19 protein-coding genes are annotated in these 12,434 nt (G+C 66.9%); 10 read left to right on the top strand and 9 right to left on the bottom strand.

What is annotated here, in order from left to right:
- The first annotated feature begins 37 nt into the window (after positions 1-37).
- The 6 genes from DEJ20_RS02115 to DEJ20_RS02090 all read left to right on the top strand — a co-directional run bounded on the left by DEJ20_RS02115 (position 38) and on the right by DEJ20_RS02090 (position 4,297).
- Positions 38-820 carry a hypothetical protein gene (locus DEJ20_RS02115; protein WP_146245374.1) on the top strand — a complete coding sequence of 261 codons (783 nt, stop codon included), beginning with the start codon at positions 38-40 and terminating at the stop codon, positions 818-820.
- Positions 771-1,847: a hypothetical protein gene (locus DEJ20_RS02110; protein WP_146245373.1), complete on the top strand. Its 1,077-nt coding sequence runs from the start codon at positions 771-773 to the stop codon at positions 1,845-1,847. The genes DEJ20_RS02115 and DEJ20_RS02110 overlap by 50 nt, the downstream gene beginning before the upstream one ends.
- On the top strand, positions 1,847-2,122 hold the full coding sequence (locus tag DEJ20_RS02105) for a hypothetical protein (RefSeq protein WP_111225240.1): 276 nt from the start codon (positions 1,847-1,849) through the stop codon (positions 2,120-2,122). The genes DEJ20_RS02110 and DEJ20_RS02105 overlap by 1 nt, the downstream gene beginning before the upstream one ends.
- A 95-nt stretch (positions 2,123-2,217) precedes the next feature.
- Positions 2,218-3,027 (top strand): antitoxin VbhA family protein, encoded by an 810-nt coding sequence (locus tag DEJ20_RS02100; protein ID WP_146245372.1) that lies wholly within the window; start codon positions 2,218-2,220, stop codon positions 3,025-3,027.
- Positions 3,024-3,269: a hypothetical protein gene (locus DEJ20_RS02095; protein WP_111234747.1), complete on the top strand. Its 246-nt coding sequence runs from the start codon at positions 3,024-3,026 to the stop codon at positions 3,267-3,269. Before DEJ20_RS02100 ends, DEJ20_RS02095 begins: the two co-directional genes overlap by 4 nt.
- Positions 3,270-3,289: 20 nt before the next feature.
- On the top strand, positions 3,290-4,297 hold the full coding sequence (locus DEJ20_RS02090; RefSeq protein WP_146245371.1) for a hypothetical protein: 1,008 nt from the start codon (positions 3,290-3,292) through the stop codon (positions 4,295-4,297).
- Positions 4,298-4,311: 14 nt separating this feature from the next.
- On the opposite strand, the gene DEJ20_RS02085 is transcribed toward DEJ20_RS02090, so the two are convergent.
- Complete coding sequence (locus tag DEJ20_RS02085; RefSeq protein WP_146245370.1) at positions 4,312-4,563, bottom strand: hypothetical protein; 252 nt, start codon at positions 4,561-4,563, stop codon at positions 4,312-4,314.
- A 211-nt stretch (positions 4,564-4,774) separates the two neighbouring features.
- On the bottom strand, positions 4,775-5,215 hold the full coding sequence (locus tag DEJ20_RS02080; RefSeq protein ID WP_111225236.1) for a GNAT family N-acetyltransferase: 441 nt from the start codon (positions 5,213-5,215) through the stop codon (positions 4,775-4,777).
- Positions 5,216-5,343: 128 nt separating this feature from the next.
- Here DEJ20_RS02080 and DEJ20_RS02075 point away from each other — a divergent pair, with 128 nt between their 5' ends.
- Complete coding sequence (locus tag DEJ20_RS02075; protein WP_146245369.1) at positions 5,344-5,601, top strand: hypothetical protein; 258 nt, start codon at positions 5,344-5,346, stop codon at positions 5,599-5,601.
- 40 nt (positions 5,602-5,641) lie between these two features.
- On the opposite strand, the gene DEJ20_RS02070 is transcribed toward DEJ20_RS02075, so the two are convergent.
- The 5 genes from DEJ20_RS02070 to DEJ20_RS02050 form a co-directional block, all read right to left on the bottom strand.
- A complete protein-coding gene (locus DEJ20_RS02070; RefSeq protein ID WP_111225235.1) occupies positions 5,642-6,127 on the bottom strand; it encodes a GNAT family N-acetyltransferase in 486 nt (161 codons plus the stop codon).
- Positions 6,128-6,207: 80 nt separating this feature from the next.
- A complete protein-coding gene (locus DEJ20_RS02065) occupies positions 6,208-6,930 on the bottom strand; it encodes a GAF and ANTAR domain-containing protein (RefSeq protein WP_111225234.1) in 723 nt (240 codons plus the stop codon).
- A 122-nt stretch (positions 6,931-7,052) separates the two neighbouring features.
- The gene (locus tag DEJ20_RS02060) at positions 7,053-7,406 is read right to left on the bottom strand and encodes a helix-turn-helix transcriptional regulator (protein WP_111234745.1); all 354 of its coding nucleotides are present in this window, start codon (positions 7,404-7,406) and stop codon (positions 7,053-7,055) included.
- Between the two features lie 471 nt (positions 7,407-7,877).
- On the bottom strand, positions 7,878-8,177 hold the full coding sequence (locus DEJ20_RS02055; RefSeq protein WP_181431480.1) for a helix-turn-helix domain-containing protein: 300 nt from the start codon (positions 8,175-8,177) through the stop codon (positions 7,878-7,880).
- A gap of 415 nt (positions 8,178-8,592) precedes the next feature.
- Positions 8,593-8,913 carry a hypothetical protein gene (locus DEJ20_RS02050; RefSeq protein WP_146245368.1) on the bottom strand — a complete coding sequence of 107 codons (321 nt, stop codon included), beginning with the start codon at positions 8,911-8,913 and terminating at the stop codon, positions 8,593-8,595.
- A 334-nt stretch (positions 8,914-9,247) separates the two neighbouring features.
- Here DEJ20_RS02050 and DEJ20_RS02045 point away from each other — a divergent pair, with 334 nt between their 5' ends.
- From DEJ20_RS02045 to DEJ20_RS02035, 3 genes are read left to right on the top strand one after another with little or no spacing between them, the layout of a single operon-like run.
- A complete protein-coding gene (locus DEJ20_RS02045) occupies positions 9,248-9,562 on the top strand; it encodes a DUF7882 family protein (RefSeq protein ID WP_111234742.1) in 315 nt (104 codons plus the stop codon).
- Positions 9,559-9,825: a hypothetical protein gene (locus DEJ20_RS02040; protein WP_111234741.1), complete on the top strand. Its 267-nt coding sequence runs from the start codon at positions 9,559-9,561 to the stop codon at positions 9,823-9,825. The genes DEJ20_RS02045 and DEJ20_RS02040 overlap by 4 nt, the downstream gene beginning before the upstream one ends.
- 26 nt (positions 9,826-9,851) lie before the next feature.
- Positions 9,852-10,202, top strand: a complete 351-nt coding sequence (locus DEJ20_RS02035; RefSeq protein ID WP_111225229.1) for a hypothetical protein — start codon at positions 9,852-9,854, stop codon at positions 10,200-10,202.
- A gap of 223 nt (positions 10,203-10,425) precedes the next feature.
- Here DEJ20_RS02035 and DEJ20_RS02030 read toward each other — a convergent pair whose 3' ends face one another.
- Complete coding sequence (locus DEJ20_RS02030; protein WP_181431479.1) at positions 10,426-11,181, bottom strand: sulfite exporter TauE/SafE family protein; 756 nt, start codon at positions 11,179-11,181, stop codon at positions 10,426-10,428.
- Positions 11,182-11,524: 343 nt separating this feature from the next.
- Complete coding sequence (locus tag DEJ20_RS02025) at positions 11,525-12,388, bottom strand: potassium channel family protein (RefSeq protein ID WP_111234740.1); 864 nt, start codon at positions 12,386-12,388, stop codon at positions 11,525-11,527.
- Positions 12,389-12,434 lie beyond the last annotated feature (46 nt).

Genomic DNA, 12,434 nt, shown 5'->3' with positions numbered 1-12,434 from the left:
ACGAAGTCGTTGCAAGTCGGTTCGGCCAAGGGGCGACGTGAAAGTTCGCGAGCTGCGTGACAACGACGACGAAGCGCCGCGCTTGAGTACCGATGCGTTGCCGATGCTCGTGAGTCCTGAAGAGCCGGTGAACAGCAGTGGGAGCGCTCTTGAAGCAGCTACGAGGGGAACGGCGTTGAAGAACGAACATGACGATTTGCGCGGAGAGCTTGGCTTCGAGAGCCAGATGCGGCAAGTGTCCGCGAGATTCGGGCTCGCTCGAATCCCGCTATCGGCCGTCCGCGACCAGAGTCCCCCGAACCTCCAGGCCCTCTACGCCGAACTGCACGACGGCCAGGCACTGATCCCGGGGCTGAAGATGGGGCTCGGCGCTCTCACCGTTCAGCGTTGGGATCCCGCTTACGCGGCCAACGGTTGGACGCTGTACGGCGCGGACCTCACCCTGGACATGGGGCACCCGTTCGGGTCGATGTTCTACCGCAACGACGCCGACGGACGGGTGCTGCGCATCGGGGTGAAGTGGCATCCGCCGGTGCAACAGCTCGAATTCCCCGCCCTGCACCCGACGAAGCCGGAGCTCACGTCCGATTGCACTGCTGAGGAGGTCGCCTCGGTCGTGTTGGACGCAAGCAGCCGGATCGGGACTCTTGTCGCGGTCAACGCGCAGATCGGGTCGTTCGTCGCCACCGAAGAGTCCGAGAACGCCATCCTCGACGCATCCGGCCTCGGATTGGAGCGGCTCTCGGAAGACGACCCGCGGCTCGCTGGCCATGATGCACCCCGTCCGTCATCACCGGGTGGGGTTAGCGCTGATGAGTGACCGGCAGTGGGTGCAGGACATCCGGGACCAGCAGACGATCCTGTCGTTGCCGTTCGGGCTCGGGTGGACGATCGACATCACACAAACGCTGGTCACTCTCGAAACGGCGGGGATGCCCGCTCGTGTGGAAGCGTTCGATCGGCTCCGGTTCGAGGACGGCCGATCCGGATTCCTGTCCACCCCCAACCCGACCGCGACCATCAACGACGACGGCACCCCCGCCGAACGGACCGAAGACCTGATCGTCCTGCCCGGCGGTTCGGAAGGCGGCGTGCTCTCGCTGGTCCGCCGGTACCCGGATCTGGTGGTCGTGAACGGGAAACGGCAACGCGTCTGGGCGAACGGACGGCAGGTGTCCGGGTCGTCGATGGAGCGGGACGCGACCCCTGGATGGCGGACCGTGTTCGCCATCGCCCGCATCATTGCTCTGCACGGCGGTGGCACACGCGCTATCGCGGACCGCATCGGCATCCCGCTCGAAGACGTCCGCGCCGCGATGCCCACTCTCGGGACGCATGTGTTCCACACGCCGATTGGATGGGAAGCAGCCGACCAGGCCGCCCTGTGCGACTGGGCCCTGGCGGCGTACCCGGGTTACGGCGGAATCCGGACCTACTGGCGCCGCGACACCACCATCGACGCGCAGGCGGATCAGCTGATTGTGCTGGGTGGGGTGATGTCGGATCGGTGGGCGGCGCACCAGTCCGGCGTCATCGTCCCGCCGAACCGGCTGACGGCGTTCTTCGCCCAGCACCCCGACATGGCAGCGCTCGGCTACGAGCCCGCGACAGTTGACGAGGCGACAGTGTCGGTCGTCATTCCGCAGGACACCACCATCCTTGCCACCGCAGAGGGGTGCTGCACGGACGACTTCATCACCGCGCACGTCCTCTACGAAGACAGCTGGGTGGCCGCGAACACGGACGCGGTGAACGGGTTGCGCCAGCTGCTGCACTTCAAGTCGGATCTTGCCCACGACCTCCGCTGGCACCCCAACAACGGCAGCGGTGCGGGCGGGATGAACTGATGCTGCAGCTGCTGTCGCTGACGCTGGCCTACGACGACACCCGCTTCTTCGGCTCCGTCATGTTCACCAACCCCGACCACCCGAACCACAAGCCCGCCACGGTCCTCATCGACCACGCCGACGAACCGCCCTGGTTCCGCCTCACCAACGTCGACCCGGACGAGCAAGACACGTCGGTGCCGGCGATGGTCGAAGCGGACCGCGTCATGCGGTTCCTCCTCCGCTATACGCCCGGCCGCATCGGCCGCACCCCCGCCGACTTCCCCCAGCCCTAACCCCGCCCTGCTCACGCCCAATCCCCTGGAGGTAGTTGCTGATGATGCGCCTGCTGTCCATGCACCTCTCGAACGACCGGATCCTCTGGGGGCACGTGCTCCTCGAGGACACCGAGAACCCGGACGCGCACCTGACGCAGATCCTCGTCCGCCCCATCGACGTCGAGCCCGGGTACGAGCTCTACGACAGAACCAATACGGTCCTGTCGGACCTCACGGTGCCGGCGGTGCGGGAAGCGAACCGCATCGTGCAGACCCTCCTTATCCCCGCATCCGAGATCGCACGACGGGAGAAGGCCGTCCGAGCGGTGATTCACTCCGGTTACTTGGAAGGGTTCCCGGACGACATGCCGTGGCAGTCGCAGCTGTGGATGTACGCCCGCGGTGAAGTCACCCGCGAACAACTCTCCGCATACGCCGACGAAGGCCGACAGATCCCCCGCCAACCCGACCACTCCGCCGTCGGCCCGGCGGACGTACCCGAGGACTGGTGGCAAGCCACACAAGCCCGCATCCGCCGGAACCTTCTCAACACCACCCTCACCGAGCCGGAAGTAGCCGCAGCCCTGCAGATCAGCATCGACGAGGTCGGGGAGCTGTTTGAAGCGAACCGGCTGACGAGCTTCGACCTCGACGGCGAAGAACGCATCCCCGACTGGCAACTCGTCAAGCCCGCCCTCCCCGAGTTCGGCGACCCGTCGTCACTGCTGCCCGGCCTGGACGTCCTCTACGCAGCAGCACCCCAACCGCTCCTCGACGCAGCCGCAATGACGGAGTTCATGACCACACCCTGCACCTTCCTAACCGTCGATGATGTGTCGCTGACCCCGTTGACCTGGCTCCAGCAGGGCCGGCCGCTAGCGACGATCATCGCCCTGTTCCGCGGACGACGGTGGCGACCATGACCAGCCGGCCCGACCTGTTCCTCCTCAACGTCGCCTACGACGTCACCGGCGTGCACGGGCAGGTGTTCTTCCGCGACCCACCCAGCACCACGCTGCGGCAGGTCATCATCCGCAGCACCGACACCGGCAACATCTGCGAACCACCCCACGGCGACAACCGCACCGGATGGGAACCGTTCCTCGAGGAAGCTCGCTGGCTCATCGCCCTCACACGGCCCGACACCCCGGAAGAGCGCAGCTGATGATGCCTGGGCTCGAATGGGTGACCGCCGCGTACTCCGGTAGGCCGCAGATCACGATGCCGTACGGGCTCGGCGACACCACCGACCTCACCATCGCTCTCTCGGTCCTCAAGCTCGCTGGGCTTCGCGCGATCGTGGAGTCGCACGACACGATCCGCCTCCCCGACGGTCGCCGCGCACGCTTCCCAACACTCACCCAACGCCCCCGCAACGACGACCCAAATGACGCGGAACTGCTCCTCCTGGCACCACGGACCGTCACTGCCACGCAGATTGCGCTCGCGGAACAGACCGCGACGGTGCTGCTGGTCGACGTCGACCGGCGCCGCGTCTGGATTGACGGCAGACAAGCCCTCGGGACGAAGGAACGGTGGAAGGACGCCGCCCCCATCTACGTCACCTTCGCCGTCGCTCGCATGCTCGCCGTGAACGGCGCCACCTTCGACCGGCTCGTCCGGGCAGGGCTGACCGCCGGACAGGTTGATGACGGCCTCGCACGCCTTGGGAAACGCGTGCGTCGCACTGACATCGGCTGGGAGTCCCGGCAGGTCGGCGGCCTCGTCGACTTTGCTATCGCCTGTTACCCAGGACCCGGCGGCGTGAGGACCCGGTGGACGTCCGACCTCCCGCTGGTCGAGCAAGCGAAGCGGCTCATGGACGCGGGCTGCCGCATTTCCGGCCGTGCCATCTCCGACCGGCCCGGCTACCCCGCCATCAGCAAGCGCGAGATGCCCTACCGGCTCGTCGCCTTCACCGAGGAGGAAGTCGACATGGTCGCGCTCGGCTTCGAACCCGACACGATCGGCTTCGCCGGCACCGAACTCATCCGCCCCGCCGACCCATCCATCTTCCTCACCGCAGCCGCCGCCGGCTATACGGACCGCACCGACGACATCATCACCGCCAACACGCTTCTCCGCGCCGACTACCGCAACGCCGACGATGCGGCATCGCTGCAAGAAGTCCGCGACCGGCTGCAGTTTCTCGCCGACACGGGGTACGACCTGCGACACAACCTGCCCAGCTGACGGCGGGAGATCGATCAGATCGGAGTCGCACCGCTCTGCCGGCGGTGCTTCACCGAACTGCGCCACACCCAAGCAGCCAGCTTGGTCTCGCCACGACCGGCTTCCACCCAAACCGCGTCTCGGGTGAGGCGGTACGCCTGGGCGTCACTTCGACGAATCAGGCGATCGGGCAACTGGAACCACGCATGCACCGGCAACGGCTCCGGCAGTTCGCGCACCTCCGTGCCGCGAGCATCCTCTTCGAGCGAAAACGGCGAGCCGGGCATCCAACGATCCGAACGACGACGACCCATGAGCGCGACAGTAGAAGCTCGCACCGACGTCCGCATACGGGGCCCTCAGCGAGAACATCACCGGACTAGTCATCTGAGACAGAAGAAGTTGTGGTGAGAGCAGGCATCGCTGGCGCGTGCGTTGAAGGACCGGCTGTCGGACGCCATCAACCGCCGCAGGTTGTGCCCAGTGAGTGGTCAACCCTCAGCGTGCGGCAGGCTCGGAAAGGTCCTTTGTGAAGCTCAACGCCGTGTTGGTCCACCCGAGCTTCCGATACGCAGCGTGGGCGTCTGCACGGCTCGTGTTCGAACTCAGCCCAGCCTTGGCGGCGCCGTTGCTTCGTGCCCAGTCCTCGAACGCTGCCGTCAGCAAGCGCGCCGTCCCCTGCCCGCGCGCGCGTTCGTCGACGACGAGTGCTGTCAGGCGTGCTGCTGGCCCGTCGGTCTCTATGCTCCGGCTCAGCTGGCCGGTGAGCAGACCCGCGAGCCCCGCGTCGTCTTCGGCGACCCAGCAGCCGACGGCGCTGTCGGACAGGAGGAACTCGAGGCGATCACGGATTGCCTGTTCCGAGGACGGGTAGCCGAGCTGGTCGAGGAGGGGAACGAGAGCGGCAGAGTCATCGGCATCGAGCAAGCGCACCTTCACCCAACGAGCCTACTAGCGAGGGTCGAAGGATCAACCGGTAGGGATCAGGGCGACGTGATTGGACGGTCTTTCGATACCCGACCGGCTATCGGACGGCGCTCGAGGCGGGCTCCGAGCACCGTCGCGCCGTGACTGATCGCTGGATAGACAGGCTGCCCGATGCTCCGGGCGGGCTCTCCGGTGCTTGGTTCAACGCTGTCCTGGGCGATGGACTTGTGGTGGGTTCGCCGACCATCGCATTCACCACTGGCGAGCCTCCGGCGAGTGTCCTGCTCGCCGTCGCAGCCCTAGGGCTCTTCGGTGCGCTGGAAGCCGTCTTCGTGTACAAGCTCTATCAGCGAATCGCCGGTCGACGCGCACTTCGCGCAGAGCGCGACGACGGTTGAGGCCAACTACCTGACCTTCAGTCGTCCGGTAGGCGATCGGCTATCGGACACCCGCGCCAAGAGTCTTGCTGTACCAACGATCCGAGTACGGCTCGTCGTTGAAGGCCGCCACCCGCTCGTAGCCGTTCCGCTCGTACATCGCGCATGCCTCCGCGAGGGCCGCGCGGGTATCGAGCCGGACCGTACCCATTGATCGCTGTCGGCAGACCTGCTCGGCCGCGCGCAGCAACTGTGAGCCGACTCCCCGGCCTCGGTGCGACGGCGTCGTGAAGACCTTGGTGAGTTCAGCCACGCTGTTTAGGAAGCGAACGCCCGCGCAGCCGACAACTCGCCCACGTTCTACGGCGATGAGCAGCACACCGTTGGCCCCATGCAGATCGCCGTAGGGCTCGTCCTGGAGTGCCTGGCCCAGCTCGTCGTCTGTCACCGGGCGCTGGTACCACCGTGTCGCCACGTCGGTCATGTATTCCCGAACGATGTCAGCCGCTAGGGCATTGGTCGGAGCGACGGCCTCGATCGTGATCACGACATGACGCTATCCACCTCCAACGGCGTCCGGCAGCCGATCGTCATACGAGACGACGGTGTGTCGCCGTGCAGCGCTGCTCACACGTCAGCCCTGGTCCGGAGTGCGTGCGGGTCGGTGGTGAGGTCGCCGAGGGTTGTGATGCGGAGGTCGCCGGTGAGGATCTGGTCGGCGGTGTCCGCGGTGGTCTCGTTGCGGGCGGCGGCGTGTCCTTGGATGAGGAGGTACGCGTCGCTGGGTGTGAGGTCCAGGTGGGCGAGAACGATGCCGGCCGCCTGGTGCACGCTGCGCCGCTGCAACTGTCGGATGGGGGCGTAGTTGTTGCGGTGAACGATGAGGCGGTGCAGAATCCGTCGACTGACGGCGTCGGCGAGGGTCATCGCAGCTGTCGCCGCAGCTGCTGACACGTGGAGTGGGCCCCGTGCGTAGACGTCGACGGCGCCGAGGAGGAACGGCCCGAACCGGAGCGGTATCGCGAACAACGCTCCCACCCCGTCATCGGCAGCAGCCGGAAGGAATGCGGGCCACCGGTTCGTGGGGTGGTTTCGGACGTCGGGTTCTGCGATGGGTTGGTTCTGCTGGAGTGCGTCCCAGCAGGGGCCTTCGTTGAGGTCGAACTGGAGCTGGTCGATCCGGGCAGCGCGGTTGTCGGTGATCGAGATCGTCTCGTTGCCGGCGAACGTTCCGAACGTCGCAACTGATGCCCCCTCCCCCGGAATGAGGGTGAGGAAGGGCGGGCTCAGGCCGGAGTCCGGCACGGACGCGGAGCGGATGCTGCTGAGGGCAGTCTGGAGGTCGGTCATGGTGTGTCTTTTCGTTGAGTGCCGAACCTGGCCCGCACGAATCGTGCGCGGCAGGTGGGCCTTTGGCTGGGACGAGTCGGTGATGCGCTCTTCGGCATGAGCGGCGGGCGTGGTTTCGCCGGTCAGGGTGAGCGGTCGAGGGTGGTGTTCGGGGTTTCGCCGAACCTGGCCGTGTAGGCGGCGCTGAACCGGCCGTAGTGGACGAATCCCCAGTGCCGCATGAGGTCGTGCACGGCAACAGCGGAGCCGGTCGTGCGGAGGGCGGCGTGGACGCCGTCGAGTCGAAGCTGCTGAAGGTGCCGGAGCGGCGAGACGCCAATCTGGTCTCGGAACTGCTGGTGCAGCTCGTGCGGAGTGACATCGGCCGCCGCGGCGATCTCCCCGACGGTCACCGGCCTGCCCGCGTGGGCGTGCATGAACGCGACCGCGACGACCACGCATTCCCCGGCCGGACCGCCAGCGATCGGATCGGTCATGTCGAACTCCGGGTGCGTCCGGGTGGGGGTACCGGTTCCCAGGACACGCGCCGGATGAGTGCCTCGGCGACGGTGTCGGCTGGTTCGCCGCGCCGGAAGCGGGAACGGCGACGCCGGTAGGAGTGCACGCGTGCCGCCTCGATATCCGGGTCGGGTTCGTAGCGGCTCGTCATGAGAGGAACCGGTCCGCGAAGGTGTACTCCGGGACAACTTGAGCCTGGGCTCGATGAGCGTTCATCGGTACGCCTCTGGCGCCAACCGGCCCGGGAGCCGGGCGCCTGCTCAGCTCCACCCCGGGCGGTGCAAGCGATGCCCTGAAGCTACGCCCACCCACACCCCCCGGATAGGGGTCGACCGGGTGAGTTTTTCGTGCAACGCGCGCGCGGCCCTCAGTCGTGGATGCGCCCTGCTGCGTGACTGTGGAAGAACGTCCGCTCAGGGCCTCGTCGAGCTCGCGTGCTGATGGCGTGTTCACCTGCGGAGGGTGTCTTTGGGGTATTCGCCGAACTTCCGGACGTACTCGCCGGCGAACCGGCCGAGGTGGGCGAATCCCCAGCGGCGGGCGATCGTGCTGACGGCAGTCGTCTGTGGGGTCTGTTGGAGGAGTTCCTCGCGGACGTGGTCGAGTCGAAGCTCACGCAGGTAAGCCATCGGGGTTGCCGCGAGGTGCCGTTGGAAGGCTCCTTGGATGCTGCGCACGCTGAGCCCCGTCGCCTGGGTGACATCACCGATCATCACCGGTTCCGCTGCGTGCTCGTGGAGGTACTCCACCGCCTGCCGGATCCGCGAGCTTCCACCCGGACCGCTGAACCGTCGTGTGATGCCACGTCTGTTGGAGTGGCGACGGATGCGATGCTCATCGCTGCCACCCCCAACGCACCGACGCCTCGTTACAGAAGAAGCCTTGGGAGAGAACCGAATCATGCGTCGGCAGACCCTCGAGCGACGCGTGCGCGCGCAACCGCGCAATGCGCGTGTGCGTCACCAGCTGAGCTGGTGCGGTGTCACGGTTGGAGATGTACTGGCCCACGGGTCGTCCTGTTTCGTCGTCGGGCTGCCTGCTGGCAGCGGTCCGGATGTTCTGTCGGCGCCGTCCGCGCCGGAATGCGATGTCGGCCGGGTGCGCTCTCCCGCTCAGCCGGGAAGGAACATTCCCCGTTCCGATCCCTGTCCTGGGTCAGGCGGATCAGAAATCGCTAGCCGCGACCGGGTGACGCTCCGGTCCGGATCGCTGCAGCCACATCGGGATGGCTCCCGGTCCAGATGTTCCGGCTTCCACGACCACCGGAGCGTCTGTTGTTGGGTCGGACGGGGCGAACGCTCGCCGCGCATCCTCGCCGGTCAGGAACCGGTGGATCGTCGTCGGGTCGGTGAAGAACGTCGCCTCGAAGAACCCTGCGATGCGTTCGACGAATCCGAGGAGCGCGGTCACGTCGGTGGGCTCGAGCGCAGCGTTCATGACCCGCCACTGGTCATCGCCGACCAGCTCCAGCCGCACGTCCTCCACGCAAGGGACAGTGCGAACCTCCCGGCGTGTGGCGGAGGGCTGCGCACGCCATTCGGTGTCGCGAATGGACGCCCTGGTCCGAACGTCGCGCACGGTCATCATGGCTGTCCTCGAACGTTCGGCACGCCTGGAGCAGGTCTTCCCTGAACCCGCCGGAGCCAGGCGTCTGCGGAACGTGCACCAACGGTAAAGACGCCCGGACCCCGCGATGAAGGGGATTGACAGAGAAGTCGAACCTGGAGTATGAGCAGGCCTGGGAGCCCGATCAGGAGGACTCCGGCATACTGGTCATTAGCCGGGCGCACGTTACCCAATCACCGGGTCAGGAAGCGTCATGGGAAAACTTACGTACGACTCGACGTTGGTCGCGGACTTCGACGACCGAGTCCTCGCGCACCTCCAGATCGTCATCGCATCCAAGCTCCGCCGAGGAGAAGGATTCATCTTCTCCTGGCGTGACAACCAAGACACCGGAGACGGCCGCACCGCACTGTGGTTGGCCCCAGGGATCCCGTTGGCGTTCAAGTACAACGGTGGCCGCCACCCATCCATCAACCGCAACTGGGTGGAAGCATTGCACCAAGCCTCCATCGCGACCGCGGGCCTGCGCATCGTGCCAGAGCCAGCGGCCCCCGAGGAGCCCGTATGAGCCGCCGCACCGTCGTGATCTACGGCGGCAACGCCTACACCGTCGCCGACCAGGACCCCGACACTCTGCGGGACCACATCATGACAAGCCTCGCCGCCGAACCGGCGTTCTGGTTGACCGTGAACGCCACAGAGGGACGCTTCACCCGCGCGCAGCTGCTCATCACCGCCACCACCGAGATCGCGATCGTCGACGACCACAGCACCGAACACCCCACCAGGTACGAAACTGCCGCTTCGTCCACGGACGACATCAGCGACTGAACCCGACCGACGCGAAGGCACTCCCCATGCGACGAATCCACTACGCCTCCGGCAGCGTCCTCACCGGGGACCGAACCTGCAAAGCACTGCTCCGGTACGCCCGCGCGCTCGGCGAAGCACACATCGCTGACGTCGTCGAGATCCCCGTCGTCACCGACGCCGGCAGCCGCGCCTACGCGCACCTGCTGATCGGACCCGCCAGTCAAATCTTCTCCACCCCCGTCCCCGACAGCCCCGACGAGCCCCTCGACGTCGAGGTCATCGAGCGCCTCGAACGTGCCACCTACAAACTCCACCCCACCAGACCCGCCTGGCCCGAAGAAATGACCGACATCCCCAACCTCGACTGGGACTTCGACTTCGCCGACGAACCGTGACGCAGCCGATTGCACCAGGCCGGCGAAGGACCGGCGACAGGATCGGCCACGACACCTGAGCGGGCGAAAACGACAAGCGGTGCTGCTCACACACCGAAGAAGCCGGCGTGTGAGGTGAAGGGCAGCTCGGCGAGCGTCCGGTAGACGATCCCCGTACGAGACGGGGCACGGCGTTTCGCTTCGAGAGTGGTGATTGCTCACTCTCATCCGGGTAGTGCGTCCGTCACAGCATGGTCATGCCCTTGATGAGGCTCGCGAAGGCGCCTGCCCCCGCCGTGACGAGCATGATCCTTCGACCGGTCTTGTGGGATGTGTGCCGCGCTAACCATGGCCCCATCATGACGCCGATGAAGATGGCGGCAGCGGCACCAACCCATTGAGCGGCGCTGAACGTCGGCAGTTCGAGATCCCCGACCGCGGCCAGGCCGGCGATAGTGGCGACGCACATGACTGCGAACACGAACTGCGAGCTCGCCGTGAAGGCAGCGGCGCGCCAGCGAGTAAGTACGGCGAACACCGACAACGGCACCCCGCCCACCCCGGCAATCACGTTGATTGCCCCTGCCGTGATGCCAGTGATCCCGCTCGCCAGGAGTGGGTGCGAGCGATCACTCTCACCTTCCGACCGCCGGAACCGGTGGAGCAAGACGACCACGCCGAGGAGCACCAGCGTCACGGCGCCGATGATCACCTGCAACGGCCCACCGGGAAGCAACGAATGAACGGCGACTCCTGGCACAACGCCCACCGCGCCACCCACTGCGAGCGGGATGCTCGCCCGCCATTCGACCGCGCGCCATTGCTGCACGAGCAGAAGCACCGAGGCGCCACCACCGCAGATGACAACAGCAGCGACGCCCGGACCCGGCCCGAGGGCGAGAACGAGCAGCGGACTCGCGAACAACCCGAAGCCGATCCCCGCGAGCCGCTGCAGAACAGTCCCACCCAGAAGACAGGCGAGAATCAACACGTACGTCACACGACGACCCTTCCAGCCAAACAGGCCTGCACAACTCGACGACGAGCCGCCGTGGCGGGGTTGGAGGAACTGATCTCCCTCGTTCGCCTCAACCGAGGGATTTGCGTGCTCCCGACGTCGCTCGTCAGAAGATCCCGGAGGAGTCCGTGCCGTCCCCGTGTCCAATGCACCGGACAGCCACATCGCGATCGCTCGCCGCCGAGACGAGCGCAACCCATCGGTGCTGGCGCTGTTCCAGGCCGCTGCCGACACCGTGCACTGAACGCTCCATCCAGTACGGGCCCTCGTGGGTCTCGCCTCCTCGGGTGAATCGTGCGCGCAGTGGCGCCCCACCGCTCCTTACTCACCACGGCCGGTGCGACGCACCGTACTGCCGGAGGAGCTCGTCCGTCGGCCCCTTCGACTTGAGGAACTGCTCGCCGAGCAGTGCCGCGAGGTCGGACACCACGGCTTCGAGTGCCGCGCCTCCGACCCGCACTTCCGAGCGATGGGACCGTTGCCCCGAACGCGCCACGGCCAGGGCGTACGGGAGCATCGACGGGAGGGATGCGCGCCGATCTTGCTCGGAGAAGTAGTAGGACTCGCTGTTCTGGGTGAGGTCGACGCGAACCTGTGCGAGGTCGGCCGCGAGGCCGTGCAGCAGCGACGCTGATGCCACCGGGTTCATCCGTGCGAGCTCTCCGAGCGACGACGCGTCGCTCAGCGCGGCCAACCGGACGGCCAGGGCCCGACGGCGCCCGAGCGCGGGGTAGGTCTGCAGGAACCACGAGACGCCGGCCGTGAGCAGGCCGAAGCCCACGAGGGCCTGCAGCGGGGAGAGGACCCGGACGACCAGCGCCGTGGGAGTGACGTCCCCCAGGCCGAGAGTGGACAGGTTGACCGACGAGATGTAGAGCGCCTCGACGAACCGTGGGTACTCGCCCTTCGGCGAGCCGCTGCTGTAGGCGAACCCGGCCGGTACGAACGGCAGGTACAGCAACGCCCACCCGAGGACCTGCAACACCGTCCAGAGGCTCAGGACCGCGACCATGATGACTGGCCCGGCGTGCACGCGCGTCCCCGCTCTCCGTCGGAGCGCCCGCCACGTGGACTGGGCGAGCACCCGCGTCAGCCGTCCTCGCCCGAGCGGGCGCAACAGGGTGAAGAAGACCTCGCGGAACCCGACGATGATCAGCAGGACACCCGCGGCGGTGGCGATCCAGGACATGGCAGCGAGGGTAGGCGCGGGCTTCGGGGCGCGTGCTCATCCGAGG

It is taken from the genome of Curtobacterium sp. MCSS17_005, assembly GCF_003234225.2.
GTDB lineage: Bacteria > Actinomycetota > Actinomycetes > Actinomycetales > Microbacteriaceae > Curtobacterium > Curtobacterium flaccumfaciens.
This window is presented reverse-complemented; position numbering and strand designations above follow the sequence as displayed.

What these genes read in the sequence shown, in the direction of transcription:
- DEJ20_RS02110 (WP_146245373.1), top strand. Translation starts at nt 771, where the DNA reads ATGATGCACCCCGTCCGTCATCACCGGGTGGGGTTAGCGCTGATGAGT.
- DEJ20_RS02105 (WP_111225240.1), top strand. Translation starts at nt 1,847, where the DNA reads ATGCTGCAGCTGCTGTCGCTGACGCTGGCCTACGACGACACCCGCTTC.
- DEJ20_RS02095 (WP_111234747.1), top strand. Translation starts at nt 3,024, where the DNA reads ATGACCAGCCGGCCCGACCTGTTCCTCCTCAACGTCGCCTACGACGTC.
- DEJ20_RS02085 (WP_146245370.1), bottom strand. Translation starts at nt 4,563, where the DNA reads ATGCCCGGCTCGCCGTTTTCGCTCGAAGAGGATGCTCGCGGCACGGAG.
- DEJ20_RS02065 (WP_111225234.1), bottom strand. Translation starts at nt 6,930, where the DNA reads ATGACCGACCTCCAGACTGCCCTCAGCAGCATCCGCTCCGCGTCCGTG.
- DEJ20_RS02060 (WP_111234745.1), bottom strand. Translation starts at nt 7,406, where the DNA reads ATGACCGATCCGATCGCTGGCGGTCCGGCCGGGGAATGCGTGGTCGTC.
- DEJ20_RS02045 (WP_111234742.1), top strand. Translation starts at nt 9,248, where the DNA reads ATGGGAAAACTTACGTACGACTCGACGTTGGTCGCGGACTTCGACGAC.
- DEJ20_RS02040 (WP_111234741.1), top strand. Translation starts at nt 9,559, where the DNA reads ATGAGCCGCCGCACCGTCGTGATCTACGGCGGCAACGCCTACACCGTC.
- DEJ20_RS02035 (WP_111225229.1), top strand. Translation starts at nt 9,852, where the DNA reads ATGCGACGAATCCACTACGCCTCCGGCAGCGTCCTCACCGGGGACCGA.
- DEJ20_RS02025 (WP_111234740.1), bottom strand. Translation starts at nt 12,388, where the DNA reads ATGTCCTGGATCGCCACCGCCGCGGGTGTCCTGCTGATCATCGTCGGG.